22 protein-coding genes are annotated in these 23,064 nt (G+C 54.4%); 2 read left to right on the top strand and 20 right to left on the bottom strand.

Annotation, left to right across the window (positions count from 1 at the left end; genetic code table 11):
• Positions 1-14: 14 nt before the first annotated feature.
• Positions 15-1,493, bottom strand: a complete 1,479-nt coding sequence (gene fliD / locus PU683_RS08680; RefSeq protein WP_277171115.1) for a flagellar filament capping protein FliD — start codon at positions 1,491-1,493, stop codon at positions 15-17.
• Positions 1,494-2,015: 522 nt separating this feature from the next.
• Between fliD and PU683_RS08675 the strand changes: the two genes are divergently transcribed.
• Entirely contained in the window at positions 2,016-3,266 is a 1,251-nt protein-coding gene (locus tag PU683_RS08675) for a FliC/FljB family flagellin (RefSeq protein WP_277171114.1), read from the top strand.
• Between the two features lie 745 nt (positions 3,267-4,011).
• Here PU683_RS08675 and cheW read toward each other — a convergent pair.
• The 19 genes from cheW to flgB all read right to left on the bottom strand — a co-directional run bounded on the left by cheW (position 4,012) and on the right by flgB (position 22,045).
• Positions 4,012-4,518: a chemotaxis protein CheW gene (gene cheW, locus PU683_RS08670; RefSeq protein WP_277171113.1), complete on the bottom strand. Its 507-nt coding sequence runs from the start codon at positions 4,516-4,518 to the stop codon at positions 4,012-4,014.
• A 37-nt stretch (positions 4,519-4,555) separates the two neighbouring features.
• On the bottom strand, positions 4,556-6,529 hold the full coding sequence (gene cheA / locus PU683_RS08665) for a chemotaxis protein CheA (protein ID WP_277171112.1): 1,974 nt from the start codon (positions 6,527-6,529) through the stop codon (positions 4,556-4,558).
• Entirely contained in the window at positions 6,529-7,458 is a 930-nt protein-coding gene (motB, locus tag PU683_RS08660; protein ID WP_277171111.1) for a flagellar motor protein MotB, read from the bottom strand. Before motB ends, cheA begins: the two co-directional genes overlap by 1 nt.
• Complete coding sequence (gene motA, locus PU683_RS08655) at positions 7,455-8,354, bottom strand: flagellar motor stator protein MotA (protein ID WP_277171110.1); 900 nt, start codon at positions 8,352-8,354, stop codon at positions 7,455-7,457. The genes motB and motA overlap by 4 nt, the downstream gene beginning before the upstream one ends.
• Positions 8,355-8,425: 71 nt before the next feature.
• The gene (gene flhC, locus PU683_RS08650) at positions 8,426-8,974 is read right to left on the bottom strand and encodes a flagellar transcriptional regulator FlhC (protein ID WP_277174244.1); all 549 of its coding nucleotides are present in this window, start codon (positions 8,972-8,974) and stop codon (positions 8,426-8,428) included.
• A 14-nt stretch (positions 8,975-8,988) separates the two neighbouring features.
• Positions 8,989-9,336: a flagellar transcriptional regulator FlhD gene (gene flhD, locus PU683_RS08645; protein ID WP_083699332.1), complete on the bottom strand. Its 348-nt coding sequence runs from the start codon at positions 9,334-9,336 to the stop codon at positions 8,989-8,991.
• A 152-nt stretch (positions 9,337-9,488) separates the two neighbouring features.
• The gene (locus PU683_RS08640) at positions 9,489-10,220 is read right to left on the bottom strand and encodes an RNA polymerase sigma factor FliA (RefSeq protein ID WP_277171109.1); all 732 of its coding nucleotides are present in this window, start codon (positions 10,218-10,220) and stop codon (positions 9,489-9,491) included.
• 128 nt (positions 10,221-10,348) lie between these two features.
• The gene (locus PU683_RS08635) at positions 10,349-12,010 is read right to left on the bottom strand and encodes a methyl-accepting chemotaxis protein (protein ID WP_277171108.1); all 1,662 of its coding nucleotides are present in this window, start codon (positions 12,008-12,010) and stop codon (positions 10,349-10,351) included.
• A gap of 123 nt (positions 12,011-12,133) precedes the next feature.
• Positions 12,134-13,057 (bottom strand): flagellar hook-associated protein FlgL, encoded by a 924-nt coding sequence (gene flgL / locus PU683_RS08630; protein WP_277171107.1) that lies wholly within the window; start codon positions 13,055-13,057, stop codon positions 12,134-12,136.
• A 47-nt stretch (positions 13,058-13,104) separates the two neighbouring features.
• A complete protein-coding gene (gene flgK / locus PU683_RS08625) occupies positions 13,105-14,745 on the bottom strand; it encodes a flagellar hook-associated protein FlgK (RefSeq protein WP_277171106.1) in 1,641 nt (546 codons plus the stop codon).
• A 102-nt stretch (positions 14,746-14,847) separates the two neighbouring features.
• Entirely contained in the window at positions 14,848-15,807 is a 960-nt protein-coding gene (gene flgJ, locus PU683_RS08620; protein ID WP_277171105.1) for a flagellar assembly peptidoglycan hydrolase FlgJ, read from the bottom strand.
• Positions 15,807-16,916 (bottom strand): flagellar basal body P-ring protein FlgI, encoded by a 1,110-nt coding sequence (locus tag PU683_RS08615; protein ID WP_431190931.1) that lies wholly within the window; start codon positions 16,914-16,916, stop codon positions 15,807-15,809. The genes flgJ and PU683_RS08615 overlap by 1 nt, the downstream gene beginning before the upstream one ends.
• A 12-nt stretch (positions 16,917-16,928) precedes the next feature.
• Entirely contained in the window at positions 16,929-17,603 is a 675-nt protein-coding gene (locus PU683_RS08610) for a flagellar basal body L-ring protein FlgH (RefSeq protein WP_431190955.1), read from the bottom strand.
• A gap of 87 nt (positions 17,604-17,690) precedes the next feature.
• The gene (gene flgG / locus PU683_RS08605) at positions 17,691-18,473 is read right to left on the bottom strand and encodes a flagellar basal-body rod protein FlgG (RefSeq protein ID WP_277171103.1); all 783 of its coding nucleotides are present in this window, start codon (positions 18,471-18,473) and stop codon (positions 17,691-17,693) included.
• 23 nt (positions 18,474-18,496) lie between these two features.
• The gene (locus PU683_RS08600) at positions 18,497-19,243 is read right to left on the bottom strand and encodes a flagellar basal body rod protein FlgF (RefSeq protein WP_277171102.1); all 747 of its coding nucleotides are present in this window, start codon (positions 19,241-19,243) and stop codon (positions 18,497-18,499) included.
• 6 nt (positions 19,244-19,249) lie between these two features.
• Positions 19,250-20,449 (bottom strand): flagellar hook protein FlgE, encoded by a 1,200-nt coding sequence (flgE, locus tag PU683_RS08595; protein ID WP_277171101.1) that lies wholly within the window; start codon positions 20,447-20,449, stop codon positions 19,250-19,252.
• Positions 20,450-20,494: 45 nt separating this feature from the next.
• A complete protein-coding gene (locus PU683_RS08590) occupies positions 20,495-21,208 on the bottom strand; it encodes a flagellar hook assembly protein FlgD (RefSeq protein WP_277171100.1) in 714 nt (237 codons plus the stop codon).
• 10 nt (positions 21,209-21,218) lie between these two features.
• On the bottom strand, positions 21,219-21,623 hold the full coding sequence (gene flgC, locus PU683_RS08585; RefSeq protein ID WP_277171099.1) for a flagellar basal body rod protein FlgC: 405 nt from the start codon (positions 21,621-21,623) through the stop codon (positions 21,219-21,221).
• A gap of 8 nt (positions 21,624-21,631) precedes the next feature.
• On the bottom strand, positions 21,632-22,045 hold the full coding sequence (gene flgB / locus PU683_RS08580; protein ID WP_277171098.1) for a flagellar basal body rod protein FlgB: 414 nt from the start codon (positions 22,043-22,045) through the stop codon (positions 21,632-21,634).
• 279 nt (positions 22,046-22,324) lie between these two features.
• Between flgB and flgA the strand changes: the two genes are divergently transcribed.
• Positions 22,325-23,038, top strand: a complete 714-nt coding sequence (flgA, locus tag PU683_RS08575) for a flagellar basal body P-ring formation chaperone FlgA (protein WP_277171097.1) — start codon at positions 22,325-22,327, stop codon at positions 23,036-23,038.
• The last annotated feature ends 26 nt before the right edge of the window (positions 23,039-23,064 follow it).

Genomic DNA, 23,064 nt, shown 5'->3' with positions numbered 1-23,064 from the left:
CGGTAAAGTAAAAATTAGAGAGTAGAGAGCAGCGAGGTGAGCTGCGAGCTCATGCCGTTGAGGTTCGTCATCAGGGAGTCCAGGTTCTGGAACTGCACGCGATACACTTCCACCTGCGCATCAATCAGCTTCTGGGTTTTATCGATCTGCGCCTGCACGATTTCAGTCTGATCTTCCAGACTCTCCGTCGCCCCTTCGATGATGCCGTCGGTGTCGGTTTTGGAATCCCCCAGGTAGTCAGTCATGATCTTGCCAAGGGAGGTCGCCAGCCCTTCGTTATCGCCACGGCCGCTGAACATGGTGGCGATCTCTTCCGGGTTATCGGCAATCGCTTCGTCCAGCGTGTCTTCATCCAGCGTCATCTGGCCGCTGGCGGCATCGATGGTAATCCCCAAATCGGCCAGCGAGCCGTAAGTTGCGCCCGCATCGCCATACACGCCGTTGACGGTGGAGCGTAATTCGCTCACCAGCCCGCGCAGGGTGGAGTCGCCCATCAGCGCACCGTTATCTGAGTTTTCAGTGGCCACTTCCTCATCGCCAAGACCCGACATATCGGCTGCGACATATTTACTGGAAGAGGTTGTCTGCTTAAGCAACGCGTTGTATTGCTTTACAAAATCTTGCAGGCTGGTTTTGATTGCCGAAGTGTCGCTGGTCAGCGTTAACTGCTCCTCCTCACCATTTTCTGAAACGGTTTTCAGATTGAGTGTAACGCCTTCGATAATGTCGGTGATGTTGTTGCTGGAGCGGGTATAGTCCGAGCCGTCGACGCGCAGTTTGGCATCTTTCGCGTCGGAGACTGAAATCATATTGTCGCTCTGGCCCGGGTCATTAATCACCTGGCCCTGATCGTCAATATGCTGACCGCCGTTAGAGGTATCAAGCACGCCCGCTAATGACGCATCGCCATTCACTTTTACCGTCATTTGGCCGTCAGAACCGGTGGTTTTTGAGCTCAGCACTAACTGGTAACCATCATCGGTACGCTGTACCGAGGCGGTGACGCTGCCCTTCTCTTTGTTGATCGCTTTCGCAATCTGGTTCAGGGAGGTTTCATCATCTTCCAGTTCGACCTCCATGGTTTTGCCATCTTCCTGGGTGATGGTAATGGTGCGCGTGCCGCCGGAGTTGCTGGTGCCAAGGGCAGTATCAGCACTGGTTTGCGGCTGAGTTTTTAGCTTATGCGCAGCCGCCAGCTGCGAAATGGTGACCGAGTGGCTGTCCGCCTGCGCACCGCTGGCTGCCGTGGCGGTAAACGCCTCGTTGCTGCTGACGTTCATCTTACTGAACGCATCGCCGCTCATGGTGGTGATGCTTTTTTGCAGTGTCGACATCAGGCTGGAGATTTTGCCCCAGTCTGAAATTTGCGACTGATATTTACTTTTCAGGCTGGTATAGGGCGTCAGGCGGGTCTGCTCGCCTGCTCTAATCTGCTCCAGCATAGAGGCTGTATCAATCCCGCCGGTACCGACGCCTAGTGATGAAATGCCCATTTATTCTCCTGTCGGAAATCTCGTTTTGCGGTGGTTCTCTATTAAGCTATCGGCGCAGGAAAATAAAAGATGAATTTTTTACCGTCACCTGAAAGGCTATAAAAATATATTCACCTCTCTTTTCCGATCTATTTCAAAGTAATCAAATGGGTTTGCAACAGGCGTTAATCCATTCCCTTTAAATGGCTGCAAAAATGGTTTCAATTTGGCGAATCACTTCTCTCCACCTTTTCCTTTATATATAGAGAGAATCACACCAGGGATTATTGATAAATCATCAACACGTAAACATCCGATATAACGCCACTCCTGATATCAATTCACTAAATAAAACAAAAATCCGCACAAATAAGCGACAAAACTGCCTGAAAAGGGTGTGTTTAATCAAAAAAGAGAGCACTCATCAAAAAGTTTTGCTGGTGAAAAATTTTAGTCATTTTTTAAAAGGCCGATTTATTTAGTATGCGAACGAAATGACGCATAACCATACTCTGTATAGTAAATTGTGTATAAGGAAACCCCATGTCCCAGGTTATTAATACTAACGCCCTTAGCCTTGTTGCTCAGAACAACCTGAACAAATCTCAGGACTCTCTGGGTACTGCAATTGAACGTCTCTCCTCTGGTCTGCGTATTAATAGCGCGAAAGACGATGCAGCAGGTCAGGCGATCTCTAACCGTTTCACCGCGAACATCAACGGTCTGACTCAGGCTTCCCGTAACGCCAACGATGGTATCTCCATTGCACAGACCACTGAAGGTGCGCTGAACGAAATCAACGACAACCTGCAGAACATCCGTCGTCTGTCCGTACAGGCACAGAACGGCACCAACTCTGATTCTGACCGTCAGTCCATCCAGGACGAAATCGACGCGCGTCTGGACGAGATCAACCGTATCTCTGAACAGACTGAGTTCAACGGCGTGAAAGTACTGAGCAAAGATCAGAAGCTCTCAATCCAGGTTGGTTCTAACGATGGCCAGACTATCGATATCGAACTGAGCCAGATGGATGCCTCTACTCTGGGTATGGACGGCTTCACCGTTGCTAACGGTGTTGATAAAGCAAGCCTGACCGCCTTCAGTGGCAACGTGCAGGTTGACTCCGGCATGGATTATGATGTCGCTAACTTTACTGATTCCAACACCACACCGGCAACAGCCATTGACGACATCGTTGAAGGCGATGATGGCAATGTTTACGCCAAAATCGGTTCTGACCTGTACGAAGTAACGGCAACTGATACCACAACAGGTAAAATCACCTTTGACTCCACCACGGCGGCAACAGGCGTGAATGAAGTTGGAAGCCTGGCGGGCAAAGACATCATGAAAGATCAGGCGGTTACTACCACTGGTGTCACTGGTAACATCCTGGAAGATGGTGAAGGTAACTACTACATCGAAGACGCCAACGGTAATCTGACCGAAGCGGCTATTGATGAATCCACCTGGACTATGACTGACTCCGGTAAAGCTGTCTCTACCGCTCAGGCAACCTCCGATCCGCTGACCAAAATCGACGAAGCGCTGGCGCAGGTTGATGAAATGCGTTCCGGTCTGGGTGCGGTACAGAACCGTTTCGCTTCTGTTATCAGCAACCTGAACAACACCGTTAACAACCTGTCTGAATCTCGCTCTCGTATCCTGGATGCTGACTTCGCATCTGAAGTCTCTGAAATGAGCCGCGCGAACATTCTGCAGTCTGCAGGTACTTCCGTACTGGCACAGGCTAACCAGGTTCCGCAGAACGTACTCTCTCTGCTGCGTTAATCTCTGCTGTTTAAGGCAGGTTTTCCTGCCTTATCCTCCAACCGCCCCTCCCTGGGCGGTTTTTTTATGCCTGCGTTTCGTTAGACGGCGTTGGTGCGGGCATTGATTGCCGGATGGCGGCTGCGCCTTATCCGGCCTACAACATCACTCAGCTCCACAGGCCCAATAAGCGGTACGCACCATCCGGCACTCCTTCAGCAGCACAGATTTTCCCTTTACATCAAATCTCACAGCGATGGGTTGTGTCCCCGCTGAAATCAGCGAACCGAAGCGGAAATGACAAGGTCTGGACGTCATGGATGGCGGACAGAGGCGAACCGGGACAGGACAAAATTGCCGGGAGCAATGTTGAACAGCGCCTGCGCTGGCCCCGAAGGGGCGAGTCCCATGGATGGGACGAGTAAGTTGAGTCGAGCCAACCGCCGTCAGGCACGCGGGAGGTGAGCGCAGTGCGCAGCACCGATTTCCCCGCATGAGGGGTTAATGAAACTCCCCGGTGCCTGGTGAACGGAACCTTCCACCACTCCAGCACGCCAACCCCATCGCCGAATGGCGGCTTGCTGAAACGGCGTAGGCCGGATAAGCGCAAGCGCCATCCGGCAATCGTACCGCGGTAATAATACCGAATGGCGGCTCCGCCTTATCCGGCCTAGGAGATCTACGAGAACAAAGCCGCTGAAACAGGCAACAAAAAAGCCCCTCCCGTTGCCGGGAGAGGCTTTGTGTCGATACGTGGTGAGCGGCGTTAAAACGTGTTCTCGCTCACACGCTCAATCAGCTCCATCTCTTCGCTATTCAGCAGCTTCTCAATATCCACCAGAATCAGCATCCGCTCATTGAGCGAGCCGAGACCGAGCAGATACTGCGTTGAAAGCGTGACGGTATACTCCGGGGCGGGCTTGATCTGCGCCGCGTTGAGCGCCAGCACGTCAGAGACACCGTCCACCACAATTCCTACCACACGACCGCTGTCGAGGCTCAGCACAATCACCACGGTATTGTCATCAAACTCCGCCGAACCGAGGGTAAACTTGACACGCAGATCGACGATCGGGACGATCACGCCGCGCAGGTTGGTGACGCCGGCAATAAAATCAGGCGTGTTGGCGATCCGCGTTACGCGATCGTAGCCACGGATCTCCTGCACTTTCAGGATCTCAATCCCGTACTCTTCATTGCCCAGGGTAAACACCAGGAACTCACTCCCGGTGTTGTCGCCCGATAACTGTTTGTCTGAATCAGATACGTTCATCTTATAACCTTTTCAAAAACGCCCTTCAGGCTTGCTGTCAGTGAGGTTTCGCGTTTTTCGCCAATGTTGTTAACACAGCCACATCCAGAATGAGCGCCACGCTGCCGTCGCCAAGGATTGTCGCCGCCGAAATGCCAGGGATTTTGCGATAGTTCTGTTCGAGGTTTTTCACCACCACCTGGTGTTGACCAATCAGCTGATCGACCAGCAACGCATAGCGACTGCCGGCACTCTGCACAATCACCGCTATCCCTTCGCTGAAGTCGTAATCGTTATCGTGAATACCAAACAGCTTGCCGAGCTCAACCAGCGGCAGATACTCTTCGCGCACCTGCAGCATGCGTTCGCCGCCGGTCATACGGTGCAGGGTATTTTCGGAGAGCATCAAGGATTCCATCATGCTGCCGAGCGGCAGGACGTAGATCTCCGAGCCGACGCGCACTGACATCCCGTCGAGGATCGCCAGCGTCAGCGGCAGAATGATGCGGATCTTGGAGCCACGCCCCTGCTCGGAGTGGATCGTCACATGACCGCCCATCTCCTGAATATTACGCCGCACCACGTCCATGCCGACGCCGCGCCCGGAGACATCCGTCACCTTTTCGGCGGTGGAGAAGCCGGGTGCGAAAATCAGCATCCAGACATCTTCATCACTCATGTTATCGCTGATGGGCATCCCCTGTTGCTGCGCGCGGGCGAGGATCTTCTCGCGATTCAGCCCGGCGCCGTCATCGGTCACTTCGATAATAATGTTGCCGCCGTGGTGTTCAGCCGAAAGCACCAGGTTACCCTTATCCGCTTTACCGTTAGCGCGACGCACCTCCACCGGCTCAATGCCGTGATCGAGGCTGTTACGCACCAGGTGCGTCAGAGGGTCGACGATCTGTTCGATCAGCCGCTTATCCAGCTCGGCGGATCCGCCGACCAGCGTCAGCTCCACCTCTTTATTCAGCTTGCCGGCGAGATCGTGCACCAGACGCGGGAAGCGGCTGAAGACATAATCCATGGGCATCATGCGAATCGACATTACCGACTCTTGCAGATCGCGGGCGTTGCGCTCCAGCTGAGCGATGGTGCTGATAAGCGTGTCGTGGCTGGAGGAGTCGAGTACGCCTGAGAGCTGCGAAAGCATCGCCTGGGTGATAATCAGTTCGCCAACTTGGTTGATTATCTGATCCACCTTCTCTACCGCCACGCGGATACTGCTCGCCTCCGCCTGCTGCGGTTTCGCACGCGGGGTTTCCGGGCGCGCAGTGCGAACGGCCGGAGCCTGGCTATTTTGTGCAGGCGCGGTCGCGTCAGTGGCGGGAAGAGAGGGCTCTTCCACAGGCGCGGGAGAGATCGCAATCTGCTCGGGTTCAAGGATAAAACAGAGCACAGCCAGGATATCGTCAGGCGTGGCGGTGGTCGCCAGCGTCAGTTGCAGACCGGTTTTATCCCTCTGCAGCGCGCTGACGCGACCTAAGTTACCCAGTTCGTCAATCAGCGGCTGCTGATCCTCCTCTTTAATATTGCTGAGGATAATACGTAAGTGCTCGCCATCGGGCTTCGACGCCGTAACGGGTGGCGCAACGGGTTCGGCCACTGCAGGCGTAACCACTTCAGCGGGCAGCGTGGTCGATTCGGCGCTGTCGAGGGCAATCTGGCGCAGCGCTTCACAAATGTAGCGGAACGCCTCCTGATCGGGCTCAGCGGAAGCTTTATAGGCGTCCAGTTGGTCCTGCATAATATCTTTGCTCTCCAGAAACAGATCGCGAATCGGGTCGTTAATCTGCAATTTACCGCTGCGTACATCGTCCAGCAGATTTTCGAGAATGTGCATGGTCTGTTGTAAGACGGTAAAACCGAAAGTACCTGCGCCCCCTTTAATAGAGTGGGCGGCACGAAAAATGGCGTTGAGCACTTCCCTGTCCGGAGCCGCGAGATCCAACTCAAGCAGATACTTCTCCATATCCGCCATCAGCTCATCTGCCTCGTCGAAAAAGGCCTGATAAAAATCACTTATATCCATTATTTGATCTCCTCAGGAGCGCGCTTAACGGCGGGCTCTGGCGTGCCTTTGCCGCTGACGGACGGTGACGCAGGGCTGACCAGCGTGTCGCGTAAAAGCACATCTTCTTGCATGATCTGTTTCTCTTTCTGCTGGCTTAATACCAGGATGCTGATGCGGCGGTTAATGGGATCGGCGGCACGGGAGCCGGCCTGCATCATGGTGTCCGCCGTACCGATCACCCGGATGAATTTTTTACTGGCAAGACCCGCGCCAGCGAGAATGCGGCGCGAGGCGTTGGCGCGATCGGACGAGAGCTCCCAGTTGCTGTAGCCCTGTTCGCCTTTGGCGTAAGGGAGCGAATCGGTATGGCCGGTTAAGATAATGCGGTTGGGCATATCGTTAAGCACCGGCACCAGCGCCTGCAGGATATTGACCATGTAGCTTTCCGGCGTCGGGCGACCGACCTTAAACATCGGCCGGTCGGCGCTGTCGGTGATCTGCAACAGCAGCCCGTCGTCGGTCAGGGAGAGCCGCAGGTTCGAGGTGAAGTTATTGAGCCGCGGATCGACCTCGATCAGATTCTCAAGCTTCTCTCTCGCCCGTTTGAGATTGGCTTCACTCTTTTTCTGATCGAGTTTTTGCAGTGTGCGCTTAAATACCTCGCCATCCTGCTTCATCGCATCATCGCCGCCACCGGGGATGATACTGTCGCTCAGGCTCGCCTTCTCCCCATGAGCCAGCGCGTTCTTCAGCGGCACCTTGAAGTAGTCAGCAATCTGCTGGCGCTGCTCGGGGCTTGAGGAGGAGAGCAGCCACATCACGAGGAAGAAGGCCATCATTGCGGTCATAAAGTCCGCATAGGCAATCTTCCACGAACCGCCGTGCGAACCATGCCCTTTTTTGATGGTTTTACGAACGACGATGGTCTCTACGGGCTTCTTTCTCATGCTGCTTCACTCGCAGAAGAGGATGCGCTGGAGGAGGATGAGGTGCGAACTTCACGCACATGATCTTCCAGTTCGGCAAAGCTTGGGCGCTCGGTTGAGAAGAGGGTTTTACGCCCAAACTCCACGGCGATTTGCGGCGCATAGCCGTTAATGCTGGAGAGCAGCGTGGTTTTGATGCACTCCATCATCTTCAGATGTTCAGCGCTACGCTGGCGCAGCAGGGTCGCCAGCGGCAGTACCATGCCGTAGGCGAGCAGAATACCGAGGAAGGTTCCGACCATCGCGTGGGCGATGAGCGCGCCGAGTTCTGCCGCCGGGCGATCCGCTGCCGCCAGCGCGTTCACCACGCCCATGACCGCCGCGACAATACCAAACGCCGGCAGGCCATCGCCGACGGCGTTCAGGCTGTGGGCTGGCACCTCATGCTCGTGCTCGCACGTTTCAATCTCCTCATCCATTAACGCTTCTATTTCAAAAGCGTTCATGTTGCCGCTGACCATCAGGCGCAGGTAATCGATGATAAAGTTCATGATATCGGCATCGGCCAGCAGGCGCGGATAGGCGGAGAAGATCGGGCTGTTTTGCGGATCTTCGATATCGTTCTCCAGCGCAACCAGCCCGCTCTGGCGGCTTTTCGCCAGCAGCAGATAGAGCATGCCCAGCAGATCCAGATAGAGCGACTTAGTGAAGTGCGAGCCTTTAAACAGCGACGGGAGGGCTTTAAGGGTAGCGCGGATCGCTTTGCCATTATTACCGACAATAAAAGCCCCTAATCCGGCCCCGCCGATAATTAACAGCTCGGTCGGCTGAAATAGTGACGCGAGGTTACCGCCGCTCAGCACAAACCCACCAAATACGGTAGCGAAGACGACGACATAGCCAATAATGACTAACACTGCAACTCCTTAATCTTTGAAAAAAACAACCTGCCACGCTGAATAGTGCGCGCAGCGCATGCCCGACCCGGTTATATCCGGGGGGTGGTGAGCGTTCGCTCGGGGCCTGCGCGTTTAATTGCCCGGGAGGGCGGAAAACATAAACTGCAGGTAAAGACGCCCTGGGTACTCTCTGGCGCGGTAATAAAACGCCCGCCGCAGGTGCAACACTCGATATGTTTGATCATGCCGCAGTCAATAAAACGCAGCAGCGTCCAGGCGCGGGTTAATCCTAATACTGGTTTTTGCGCGGCTCCGTTCAGACTATTTTCTAAATAGAGGCGGTAGCCTTTAAGCATAATTTCGACAGGGCGGCCCGATTCCGTCTTTTGCAAATAACAGTAGATGTTATAAAACATTGACGAATGGATATTCTGCTCCCACGCCATATACCAGTCTGTGGAAAACGGCAGCATGCCTTTCGGCGGCGAACAGCCTTTAAGCTCCTTATAGAGCTTTAATAAACGCCGACGGCTTAAGCTCGTTTCGCTTTCCAGTACCTGCATCCTTGCGCCAAAGGAGATCAATTCCATGGCAATCTGCGCATCCCTGATTTCCGACATTATGCTTTTTTCACACATCATAAACTCCGCTTTCAGGTTGTCGACGGCTCTTCCCCGGAAAGAGAATTAAGCAAATCAGTGGATAAGATGATTCCGGTATGGATACTCTGCAAAGCATCAATACGGGAATCCCTGGTTAAACACTCAATAACCGTTTCATTATCAATTCGCAGCTGGCAAATTAGTTGGCCGGTCGATGCCAGCTTGATTAATTGGGGAAAGGTCAACCCTTTGATAATATCGATTGTGGCTTCACTCAAGCCAAGCCGAAACTTAGCGGCAAGCCTGTCTTCCAGAATCAAACGCTGCGCCAAAAGCAGGTAGGATAAATTCATATCCCGAATACACTGCATTGGCTCATCAAAATTCGTTACGTTCACTTCAACTGCCCCTTGTATTATGTAACCAATAACGCAGTTACCGTCCTGCAATTCGTAACCAATGAATAAAAATAAAAAAATAGAAATAATAATCAGGCAGCGTCATTTATCGAGGATGAATTTATTATCGGCATGGGATATGACTTATAAATTTATGCTTCCCAGCCGCGCCCCTCCAGCCGCGCACGTAAACGTTTAATCGTCTGGCTATGTAATTGGCTGACGCGAGTTTCGGTAATTCCCAGCAGCGAACCTACCTCCTTCATATTCATTTCTTGTTGATAATAGAGATTGAGCAACATCTGTTCGCGCTCCGGCAGCTCGCGGATCTCATTGCTGATTTGCCGGGTTAAATCCCCCAGCATGGCATCGTTGAGGGGATCAAGGTGATCCTGCTCAAGCTCCGCCAGCTCGACGCCGTCGGCCAGCAACTCCTGCAACTCATCCAGCGAACAGAGCATGCTGGTGTTGGTGTCGGCGAGGATCTGCTGATACTCCTGCAGCGTCATGCCAAGCTCAGCGGCAACATCCGATTCCGAGGCCGCGCCGCCAGAACGTTGTTCAACGCGCATAATGGCGGAGGAGACTTCACGGGTTTTGCGGCGCACGCGTCGCGGAACCCAATCGTGCTCACGTAGTTCATCCATAAATGCCCAGCGCAGACGCTGGGCAATATAGACGCTGAGTTTGACTCCCTTTTTCGGGTCAAACTGATCGATTGCATCAAGAAGAGCAATTGCACCGGCCTGAATAAGATCGTCAATTTCAACGCTGGCTGATAATCTCGATTGCATTTTCAGCGCTTCATAGCGAACTAAATAACCATATTTAGCCCACAATTGCTCTTTTTGAATTGTCCCTTCGGGACTGTATAAACCATTCACTATTACAATTTCCGGGATGATAATAATAGAACTAAATTATTATTGATTATCGCCAAATCAAATAGCCTGATAAGAAACCGTAAAGTTGAACATATTGCGACTTTATTTCCCGCTCGATCTACGCGAAATTAAAATGTTTCCCAATCCCCTTCGGATTTTTTAACAGGAACGAAATCTTTGCGCGTAGCAGAAATAACAGGACGCACCGTTTCAATCGCATGCTGCTCACGCGCACCCGCAGAAACGTGATGTTCATTAATCACAAATTGCGCCACGATCTGATCGAGGCTGCTGGCATGCTGCTCAACGCTGGTCGCCGTTTTCGCCGCATTCTCTACCATCTGAGCATTCTGCTGGGTAACCAGATCCATCTCATTCACCGCCTGAGCAATCTGATTAATTCCGGTACTCTGCTCATCAGATGCCGAGGTGATTTCCGCCATAATGTCGGTCACCTGCACCACGGATTTTACAATCTCCTGCATTGACGCACCGGCCAGTTCAACTTCCTGCGAACCGGTATTCATATTGGCAACACAGGTGTTGATCAGCTGGCGGATCTCTTTCGCCGCGTCGGCGCTGCGTTTCGCCAGATTACGGACTTCACCTGCGACAACCGCAAAACCACGTCCCTGTTCGCCCGCACGCGCCGCTTCAACCGCTGCGTTCAGCGCCAGAATGTTGGTCTGGTTAGCGATGCTGTCAATTACGCTGTTGATATCGGCAATTTGACGGGAGTTCGCTGTGATTTCCACCATGATCTGCTCAAGGTTGTGCATCACTTCACCGCCTTTCTGCGCGCTAACGCTGGCGCTTTCCGCCAGTTGCTGTGCGCTGTGGGCGTTATCGGCGTTCTGGCGAACGGTGATCTTCAGCTCTTCCATGCTGGCGGCAGTCTCCTGCAACGCAGAGGCTTGCTGCTCAGTACGTGAAGAGAGGTCGTTGTTGCTGGTCGCGATCTCCTGGGCGTTGGTATAGATGTGCTTCACGCCGTTACGAATGCCGTACACGGTGTCGGTCAGCGACTGGCGCATCCCTTCAACTTCCGCCAGCATTTTGCCGATTTCATTCTGCGCACCGGCCTCGATGCGGGTGCTCAGGTTGCCGGAAGCGATAGACTGGAAGGCGGTAATCGACTGTTCCAGGCGGTTGAAAATCGTGCGTTTTAACCAGATGCGGGACACCACGGCTGCGATGATGGCGAGAATGAGAGCGCCCATGGCGAACAGGGTCATACGCTGTGTATCAGCATGAGCCGTGTCGCCGAACGTATTAATCAGCCCTTCAGCGAAGACGAGGTACTCATCAGCCAGATCTTTTAGGGCAATACGCTGTTTCGCTTCATCCACAACGTCGTTGGTGTAGCCAGTTGGGTTACGGATGTAGTTCATCTTTTTCAATGAAAAAGCCAAAACGCTTTCAAAGCGTTTATGGATCTCTTTGGCGATAAGCTCCTCTTTCTCGGTTTTAAAGGGCGTAGCCATAAACTTGTTCATGTCCCTTTCGGCCATGGTGAACATCTTTTTCGCGTTATCGATATCCCCCTGGTTGACCGGCTGGTTAATCATGGTGGCCAGCATACCGGCATTGACCTGCGCCATCGCATTCGTCAGGCCGAGAATTGCGCTATTTAAGGTATCAACATTTTTATTAGTCAAAACCGAGTCATCAAAATTTTCAGATGCGGATTTTGAACTGGTCAATGCATAAGTTGATACTGCAATAATACAAACAATTAACAAACCAATCAGGAGATTAACTCCTGTGGATATTTTTAAGTCTTTAAACATAGCTGAACCTGAATAATAGGGAACACAATAAACTCTCCGCATGCGGGGAGAGCTTATTCATATACATGCATCTAATAACATTCCCATAATTGCGTACGGGATTAAAACATCAGAAGCGGAATATCAGCCCATCACTTTGAAAATTGAGAGCTGCTGCATTGACTGAAATACCGTCATGGATGAGTTAAGCGCGAACTCTGACATCTTTGATTGTGACAATAAGGTAATCATCGAGTCCCAATCCGAGCCTAATGTCTCCTGCAATCGGCTTTGAACATTGATACTCTGCGCCTCGGCACTGAAGCCAAGCGCCTCGATCTGCTGCATATTGGTGCCGACGGTGGCACGTACCTTGCCCGGGTTATCAATATTTTTCTTAATGCTGACGTTGGCATCATCCAGTACAGCCTGCAGCGCATCGCGATCTGCGTCGCTGGTTACCGGCTGTTTAAGCTGCGCAATCGCGCTGTCGAGCGCCTTGAACATATCGTCCGGCGTACCGCTCAGGAACACATCATTGCCGGTGTGACCAACCTGCATTTCCGTGCTGTCGGAGACAACCTGGGTCATGGCGGTATCGCCGCCAACATAGGTACCATCGGCCTGGAACGGCGGATTACCGGTTTTATAACCGGCAAAAATGTAGCGACCGTCGCTGTTTTTAGTGTTCGCCAGATCCAGCAGGTTATCGCGGATGCCCTGAAGCTCTTCCGCCAGCGCGGCGCGATCTTCGTCCGAGTAGGCACCGTTGCCACCCGCGATGATTTTTTGCGTCAGGTTCTCTGTCAGCAGGTTGCTGATTGAATCCAGCGTATTGTCTTCTTGGCCTAATGCGTCCTGCGCGTAGGTTCGCGCGGTATCAAACTGGCTCATGCGCGACAGCGCCGTTTGCAAGGTAACAGACTGCGACGCGCCGGTCGGATCGTCAGAGGGTTTCAGCAGCGTCTGGCCCGCGGAGAGGCGGGTCGCCAGATCGTTGTAACCCGTCATCGCGTCGCCCAGGCTATCTATGCGGTTTTGAAAAATATAACTCGTGCTAAGACGCATCGTTATTTCCCGATCGTAGGTTAAGCAACCCGGTTACCCGGGCGCGATTAACGGATATTTAAAATGGTGTCGAACAGCGTATTCGCGGTCTGTAGCACCTGCGCATTCGCCTGGTAGTACTGAGAGAACATCTGCAAATTGACGTACTCTTCCGTGATATCCACCCCTGAAACGGACTGCTGCTGCAAAGCCCACTGGTCGTGGACATTCGCGGCGGTCGAGATGTCCGCTTTTAACGCGCTGACGGAGGAGCCTACGGAACTGACCAGGCTGGCGTAAGCACCGGAGAGCGTCTTGCCTTCGACCACTTTTTCATCTTTGATACCAATCAGATCGAGGATATTTTCGTTATCGCTCTGATCGTCCGGATCGGCAGATTTCGCCGCCGCGATCTGATCGCCATCGGTGATCGCCACGGTCAGGTTATCCGCCGCGCCGTCGGTCGGGTTGAGGGTGAAGCTGTCGCCCGGCTGCGGCGCGCCGCCCGGCGTCACGGAGATACCTTCAAACTCAAGCTCGCCGTTGGTGCCAATCGTCGGGGTGATGTTACGACCATCGCTGGTGGTGATGGACCAGTCAGTGCTGCCCGGTCCGTTATAGACCAGTTCGTAATCCTCGGATTTCACCGACGGAATATCCGTGAAGTTAACATCCAGCGAACCGGTGCCGGTGTTATTGATTTTGCCCACCGCCAACGGATCCGCAATGTTGAAGAGATCGCCGCCGGCATTGCCGTCAAGATCGTAGCCCTGGGCGTTCACTTCGTTGAATTTGTTCGCCATCTGCAGCGCCAGCTGGTTGAGCTGATCGCGCGCGGAGACCAGATCTTCATTGCGGAATTTAAACAGGCCGCCCAGCTCGCCGGTGGTCTTCTCTTCATCCAGCGGTAAGGCATTACCGGAAGCGTCAACGTACGCCACCACGGTCGTATTGGGATCGCTTGCCGAGGCGCTGGCCTGCAATTCATAGGATTTGCCGGCGCTCACTAGCGCCATACCGTTTTGCATTGAGACGCTGACCGCGCCGGTATCGCTGTTTTCGCTGACTTTAATGCCGATCTTTTCGCTGAGCTGGCTTAAGAGCTGGTCGCGCTGATCCAGCAGATCGGCTGGCATACCGCCGGTCTGGCCGTGCACTTTTTCAATCTGCTCATTAAGTTTGGCAAGCTGTTTGGTATAAGAGTTGATGTCGTCAACGCTCTGGCTAATCTGCGTATTGGTGCTCTGCTCAAGGCCGTTTAACGTTTTGCTGTTACTGCGATACTGATTCGCCAGCGCGTTAAACTGGGAAAGCACACTTTGACGCGCGGCTGGATCGACCGGGTCTTTACTGACCGACTCCATCGCTTCAAACAGGCTATCCATGGTGACAGAGATATTGTTGGTGCTGTCGCCGAGCATGTCATCAATTTGGCTGACCTGCTCATAGCGGCTATTCAGGGTATAAAACTCAGTGGTTGCGCCGCGCACCTGGTTGGTCATAAAACCGTCGTAAGCGCGCTGTACATCACCCACTTTCACGCCATAGCCGAAGAAGCCATAACTTGTGGATTTCCCACCTGCCTCGCCGAGAATAATATTCTGGCGGCTGTAGCCTGTTGTTGTGGCATTTGACAAGTTATTACCTACCACATTTAACGCGTTCTGCGCGGCGTTAAGCCCGGACTGGGCCAGATTGATTAAATTCATTGCTATCGATCCTTACCAGAGGAGGAGGAGATAAGAAGCCCCCGATAAAAGTTGTGCTCTCTATATTTATCGGCCCTGCAAAATTTCGCTAAAGGCCGCGACCTAAAATAATGAGGAAAAATCCGAGGAATATGCCTCTGTCGCTTCATTCACCTTATTTCGGACCTGTTGAATGATATTGATCAATTTTTTCGCATATGCCGGATCCGTTGCATATCCTGCGGATTGCAACGCTTTTGCCGCTATTTCCGGCGTTTCCGATTTCACAACATTTTTATAACGAGGGTTACGGCTTATTAACGACGTATAATCTTCCAGCGCTTCGGCATAAGAGGAGTAGACTTTAAATTTATCCTTTATTTTTTGCGCCACGCCATTTTCATATTCGGTGGTGGTTATTTCGGTCGTTTCACCCTGCCACTCTGCTGTCGCTTTTACGCCAAATAAGTTATGGCTCGGTTTGCCATCTTCGGTCAGTATTTCCCGTTTACCCCAACCGGACTCCAGCGCCGCCTGGGCAATGATTAATTGATGCGGAATACCGCTTAAACGCGCCACCGCCATAGCCGGTGCCATCATGCGAGAGATAAATCCGCCGCCGGGGATGGCGGGCACTTCGGGCTGGGGTGCCCGCTCATTATTGGCCTGCGCCGTTTCCGGCTCTGCCGGTTGCAGACGCAGCGGCACGCCAATAAAGCGTGCCGGGCTGATATTGAGGGGAACTTCGCGCGTCGCGGTAGCCGGTTGCGCTACCGCATCGCTTTTGCCGGTCAGCTGTTTGACCATCAGATCGGCAAAACCCATCCTGCCTTTGTCGGCGATGTTCTGCGAAATCTGCTGGTCGTACAGCGAGGTGAACATCTCCGACTGCTGGGTATTGAATAAGCCATCTTTAAAGCTGGCCTGGCGCATGCTTTTCAGCATCATCTGCACGAACAGGCCCTCCATCTGTTTAGCAACGGCTTTGAGCGCCTGCGGCGAATCATTGCGTGCCGCCAGCTTTAACTTATCGAGGCTGTGGGCATCAAAGGCTGCATCTTGCGGCACGGACGGGCCAATCATCAGTTGATCTCCAGACGAGCATGCAGACAGCCTGCGCTTTTCATCGATTGCAGGATCGCCATCAAATCGTTCGGCGTTGCGCCAAGGCCATTAAGGGCGCGGACGACATTGTTCAGATCGGTGCTGGTCTGTACGCGCTGCAGGGAGCCGTTCTGTTCACGCACCGAGAGCTGCGTGTTTTGCGTCACCACCGTCTGCCCGCCAGCCAGCGGTGCGTTGGGCTGATTGACCTGCTCATTTTGCGCCACTTCAACCGTCAAATCCCCCTGCGCAACAGCGCAAGAATCGAGAGAGACATGGCCATTCATCACCACCGAGCCGGTACGCGAGTTAATGATGATACGCGCATCGCCGGCGTCGACCCGCAGCGGCAGATCCTGCACCGCAGAGAGGAAACGCACGCGCGCCGCGCTGTCAGCCGGAGCACGCAGGCTCACGGTACGGGCATCTTCCGCCACGGCCGCGCCGCCATAACGACGGTTAATGGCATCGCTGACCTGCTGGGCAACGGTGAAGTCATCCTGGTGCAGCACCAGTTTCAGCGTGCTCTGCCCGGCAAAGTTAGAGGGCACCTCGCGCTCAACCGTTGCGCCGCCGCTGATGCGTGCGCCGTTCAGCTGGTTAACCTGCACGCGGTTACCGCCCGCCTGCGCGCCTGCGCCGGAAACCAGCAGGTTCCCCTGTGCCAGGGCGTAGATTTGGCTATCAGCGCCTTTAAGCGGCGTCATCAGTAGCGTACCGCCGCGTAAACTTTTCGCGTTGCCCATAGAGGAGACCACCACATCGATCTTCTCTCCGGCGCGGGCAAAGGGCGGCAGCTCTGCCGTCACCATTACCGCAGCGACGTTTTTAAGCTGCATGTTGACGCCCGCAGGTACGGTAATGCCGAGCTGCGAGAGCATATTGTTGAGGCTCTGGGTGGTAAACGGCGTCTGCATGGTCTGATCGCCGGTGCCATCCAGGCCCACCACCAGGCCGTAGCCCATCAGGGAGTTGCCGCGAACGCCCTGAATCGTGGCGAGATCCCGGATCCGCTCGGCGCTGGCCTGGCCGGTGATAAGTCCCGACAGACAGCAGAAGAGCGCCAGGTAACGCATAAAGGAAAACATTTTCATCATCAATCAAAAAGGAGAAAGGTTAAGGAACAGGCGTTGCAACCAGCCCATCTGCTGCGCTTCGTTGATATAGCCGTTACCGACATACTCAATGCGCGCATCTGCCACCTGGGTTGATACAACGGTGTTGCTGGCGCTGATGGTGCGCGGGTTCACGATGCCGGAGAAGCGGATGAACTCCGTTCCCTGATTAATGGCGATCTGTTTTTCCCCCACCACGGCCAGGTTGCCGTTTTCCAGCACCTGTTTCACCGTCACGGTGATGGTGCCGCTAAAGGTATTTTTCGCTGCCGCCCCGCCCTGTCCGGCGAAGTCGTTGTTGCCACTCAGCGATGCATCGGCTTTGCCGCCGCCCACCAGCCCGGAGAGGAAGCCAGGCACCGTGCTCATACCGACATCGGTCGATCCATCGCGCGATGCGGTGGCGGAGGAGCTTTTGCTGGCGCTGACGTTCTCCTGCAAGGCAATGGTCAGCGTATCGCCGACATTGCGCGGACGGCGGTCTTCAAACATCGGTTGATAACCATAATTCATCGCCTGCCCTGACTGAAAAATTGCGCCATTAACCGATGCGGCAGCAACCGGCGTCGGCGCGGCAGAGGTTTCCCCCCCTACCAGTGGTTTTTGTGGAATGTAGGCGCAGCCGGTTAACAGACTCATTAACAGGAGCGTTGAGGCCATACGGCCCAGCGTGGTTTCAGAGCAAGGGAGATTAGTCATCATATTCACTACAGGTAATGCAGCCGCGAGCGTGCCCGCGGCCAGGGTTCAAAGTTGTGACAATCGTTGCAGCATCTGGTCAGAGGCCGAGACCGCCTTACTGTTAATTTCATAGGCGCGCTGGGTCTGGATCATATTGACCAGCTCTTCCGCTACGTTAACGTTGGAGGTTTCGACATAGCCCTGCTTCAGGGTGCCCGCGCCGTTGAGACCCGGCGTAGATTCATTCGGCGCACCCGACGATTGCGTTTCGCGATAGAGGTTTTCACCAATACTTTCAAGGCCAGATTCGTTGATAAACGAACTCAGGGTGAGCTGCCCGACTTGCTGCGGCGCGGTCTGGCCAGGAACCGTGACGCTTACCGTACCGTCGTTGCCGATGGTCAGGCTCTGTGCATCCTGCGGAATGGTGATAGCCGGCTGCACCTGATAACCGCTGGAGGTCACCAGCTGACCGTTCTGGTCGAACTGGAAAGAGCCATCGCGGGTATAGGCGGTGGTGCCGTCCGGCAGCAGCACCTGGAAGAAGCCGCCGCCTTCAATGGCGACATCCTTGCTATTGTTGGTCTGCGTCAGGCTGCCCTGGCTGTGAATACGCTCGGTCGCCACCGGACGCACGCCGGTGCCCAGCTGTAAACCAGACGGGATGGTGGTCTGCTCGGACGACTGTGCGCCCGGCTGGCGTAGGGTCTGATAGATCAGATCCTCAAACACCGCCCGCTGGCGTTTAAAGCCGTTGGTGCTGACGTTCGCCAGGTTGTTGGAAATCACATCCATATTGGTTTGCTGGGCTTCGAGGCCGGTTTTCGCAATCCATAAAGAGCGAATCATGCTGTTGTTCTCCTTACCGCGACCTAACTGGCGCTCAGTAACTGGTTGGCTTTCTGTTCGTTGTCATCAACGGTGGTGATGACTTTCATGTTCATGTCAAAGCCGCGTGAGGTGGCGATCATCTCCACCATCGATTTCACCGGGCTGACGTTGCTCCCCTCCAGCATGCCGGGCATCAGACGCAGATCGGCATCGGCAGGCAGCACGGCGGCAGCGTTCGGATCGGCGACGTGGAACAGGCCATCGTCGCCATGTTTCAGCATGCCTGGCGTGGCATTGACCATCTTCAGACGGCCAACCTGCGCCAGCGCGGAGGGCTCATCGCCTGCGCCCAGCGCGGTAATGGTGCCGTCAGCGGCGAGCGTCAGTTCTGCCTGTGGCGGGACGGCAATCGGGCCGCCATCGCCAATCAGCGGCATGCCGTGCACCCGCAGCTGGCCATCGGCGTCCACTTCGATGTTGCCATCTTTGGTATAGCCTTCACTGCCGTCGGGCAGTTGCACCGCCAGCCAGCCGTTCTGCGGCATCGCCACGTCGAGGTTGCGCCCGGTGGCCTGCATCGGGCCCATGGTGCTGTCGCTCCATGGCGTCGACTCCGTCACCATCGTGCGGGTCTCCACCGACGGGCCGCGCACCGGGATCGCGCGATAAGCGGCGATCTGCGCCCGGAACCCGTTGGTCGATGCGTTCGCCAGATTGTTTGAGGTCACCGCCTGGCGGTTAAGCGCCGCGTTAGCAGCGCCCATTGCGGTATATATCGCGCGATCCATCAGCCATTAACCCAGGTTAACCAGCGTCTGCAGCAGCTCAGACTGGGTTTTGATGGTCTGCGAGTTGGACTGGTAGTTACGCTGGTAAACGATCATGTTCACCATCTCCTTACTCAGATCCACGTTGGAAGCTTCCAGCATGTTGCCGCGCAGCGAGCCGAGGTTGCCGGTGTCAGCAATGCCAATTACCGGCTGCCCGGATTCCGGCGTCTCGGTCCAGCAGTTGTTACCGGCAGACTGAAGGCCGCCCGGATTGGTGAAGTTGCTCAGCACCACCTGACCCAGCAGCTGGCTTTCACCGTTGCTGTAAGAGGCGATAATCTGGCCGTTATCACCGACGGTGTAGCCATTCATTAATCCCGGCGGATAACCGGTGGTGCTCGGGCTGTCCATGGTGTTTTCTGATGCCTGCTGGCTCAGGCCAGAGAGATCGAGGTTAAAGTTGAGCGCGGCCCCGCCCTGGTACGCTGCACCGACGACGGCGAGTTCAGCCGGGTTGGTGGTCAGCTTGCCGGAGGTATCAAATGTCAGGTTGACGGAGCTGGTGGTGCCCGGTGAAGTGGAGTCCACCGAGTACGCTGTCCACTGGTTATCCGCGGTTTTCACGTAGTAGACGTTAATCGCGTGCTCGTTACCGAGGCTGTCGTAAGCGTTCACCTGCGTGGAGTAGGTGTAGGAGTCACCATCCGTCGGATCGAACGGGGTAACAGAGACCACATCGTTACCGGAGTCCAGGTTACCGGAGATGGAACCCGCGTCGGACGCGCGCGCCGGCATCTGCCCGGTTGGGATCTGAATCGGCCCTACCGGCGCGCCCTGCTGAATGGCCGGCGGCGTGCCGGTCGCCATATAACCGGTCAGGCGCATGCCCTGGTTATTGACCACATAGCCGTTTTCATCCGTCTGGAACTGACCATTACGGCTGTAAAATACGCGCCCCGCTTCTGTCACCATGCGGAAGAAGCCGTTGCCCTGGATACCCATATCCAGCGGGCTGCTTCCTGCGCCGAGCACGCCATCGCTGAAGTTCTGGTTTACACCGGCAACCTGTACGCCCATCCCCACCTGGGAGCCGGCGAAAACATCGGCGAACGCCACGGAGCCGGATTTAAAACCGACCGTCTGCGAGTTGGCGATGTTGTTACCAACCACATCTAACGCCTGCGATGAGGCGTTTAATCCACTAAGACCTTGAGAGAAACTCATTTGTTAAACGTCCTGTGCGCGTAGCGCGCAACTCTGAATGAAAAATTATTCAATAAGGTAAACTTCGCTGAGCGACGCGGTGCCATCCACGCCCAATTGCAGCACGGCGCCTGAGCTGGTGAAGGAGACGCTCTGTACTTTTGCCGGCTTCAGCGCAGTAACGGATGGCGCGCTGCCGTCGGCATTGGTAGCGGTAAACGACACCGTAAAGTGGGTGTCGGGCTGGCTACGCGGATCGCTCGGCTGGAAATCGTCAAAGTCATCCAGCGTGTACTCATGCACGCCCGCTTCCACATTTTTCAACTTCGCGTTGTAGGCGTTACCGGCCGCATCGGTGAGCGTGACGGTCACTTCATCCGCGTCGCTATCCAGCGAAAGCCCCACTTTCTGGTTGCCATCTTCCGCGGTAGAGACCTTCGGATCGCCGGCAATCATGATGTCGCGGCCTACCCAGTCAGCGGAGTTCATCTGCTGCATACTGGCCACCAGCGTGCCCATGCTGTTCATGGTGGTGTTGAGTTGCTCAACGCCCGCCGCCGTGTTGAACTGCGCCAGCTGAGCGGTCAGCTGGTTGTTGTCCATCGGGTCGGTCGGATCCTGGTTTTGCATCTGCGCAACCAGCAGCGTCATAAAGCTGTCCAGCAGCTCGTTGGCGCTGGAGCCTGTGCCGACATTGCCGGAGGTGGCGTTGGTCGCCGTCGTGGATGACGAACTTTTTGTTGTCGCGGCGCTGTGCGTCATGACCGGTGAAACTGCCATCGTTTTATCCTTACTGACCCAGCGTCAGCGTTTTCAGCATCAGGCTCTTCGCCGAGTTCATCACTTCGACGTTGGCCTGGTAGCTGCGGGATGCCGAAATGGTGTTGACCATTTCCCCCACCACATCGACGTTCGGCATATGTACATAGCCTTGCTCGTCCGCCAGCGGATTAGCCGGTTCATACACCAGACGATCGGGGGCTGTGGATTCCGTCACGCCGCTGACTTTCACGCCGCCAATCTCCTGGCCGGCGGCGTTATCGACATTGAAAATAACCTGACGGGCGCGATAGGGTTTGCCATCCGGCCCGGCAACACTGTCGGCATTTGCCATATTACTGGCGCTGACGTTAAGTCGTTTTGACTGGGCGGTCATTGCCGACCCGGAAATATCGAAAATACTAAACAGCGACATGAAAGTTATTAACCCTGGTTAATGACGCTCATTAAACCTTTAATTTGAGCGCCGAGGATGGTTAAGCTCGACTGATACTTAACGTTGTTATCTGCAAAATTAACGCGCTCACGATCCATATCGACAGTATTACCGTCCGCGCTTGGCTGATCCGGGATTCGGTAAAGTAATTGTTGATCGTTGGCTTTTGGCGCAACGCCGGGAATATGTTTCCCGGATGTTAGAGCTAATGTTAATGGATGATTATTTCGCGTCTCCTGCGCCATCGCATTTTTCAACTCTTTCGAAAAATCAATGTCTCGCGCCTGGTAGCCCGGCGTGTCGGCATTCGCGATATTGGAGGCTAAAATATCCTGCCGCCGCGACATCAGGCTTAATGCCTGCTGCTGGAAACGCAATTCATTATCAAGTTTATCAAACATGAAATGACTCGCCTGCTTCGCTAATTGATTACGGAGCATAGTCTAAGAGACAACCTAATAAATCTATACCTTAAACATCCGACAGAAATAAGCGCATTTAAATACTTCATTACGCGCATCGATATCTAAATCGGGTTTTTATACATACTCTGAAACAGCGAACCTGCAATATACAAACAGAAGTGCACGCATTTACGCGATAAACAAATTGCCGCCCTGAATTACAATTAAAGAAATTGTGATATCTGCTTTCCCCTATTTATTTATAAGGTTGTTCTGATGCTGCACACGCTTTTAAGGCCGCTTTGCCTGCTGCTGCTCGGCTGCGCACTCTCTTTTGCCGCGCAGGCTGCCAGTGCCCCCAGTGATCCCGACGCCGTGCTTGAGTCGCGAATAGCTAAACTGCTGGCCGCCGATCATCACGGAGCAGAGGAGAATGCGCCGCGTGTGCGCATTCACATTCTTACCCCGAAGACAAAACGTGCCGCTCTCTGTGAAAGACCCGATTTACGTCTTTCCGGTCATCCGGTGCGTTTAACGGGCAACCGCAGCGTGATCGCTAAATGCGGCAGAAAACAGCACTTTATTCAGATAAAGGTGAGCGCCAGCGGACGCTACTGGATTGCGGCCCGCCTGCTTAAACCGGGGCAAACCATTGGCCCGAGTGATATTCAGCCGCTCAGCGGCGAGCTGGATAAGCTGCCCGCCGGGCTGCTGTTAGATGCCAATAAGATTGTTGGCCGCACGCCGACACGCACCCTGCGCCCCGGCCAGCCGCTGACGGAAAATCAGCTGCGCCAGCGCTGGCTGGTGGTAGCCAATCAGGAGGTGGAGATTGTTGCCCCTGGCGATGGTTTTTTGATTCATGCCAAAGGCAAGGCGCTGAACAATGCGGCGCTGAACGAAGGTGTACGGCTGCAGACGCGCAGTGGTCGCGTGGTGGCGGCAACCGCGGTGGCGGAAGGGACGGTAAGCATCAAAATCGATAACTGATTTCAGTTTTATTTTGCCTGGGCCGA

The sequence above is a fragment of the Candidatus Kosakonia sp. 282A-S69 genome, assembly GCF_029433855.1.
In the GTDB taxonomy this organism is placed as follows: domain Bacteria; phylum Pseudomonadota; class Gammaproteobacteria; order Enterobacterales; family Enterobacteriaceae; genus Kosakonia; species Kosakonia cowanii_A.
This window is presented reverse-complemented; position numbering and strand designations above follow the sequence as displayed.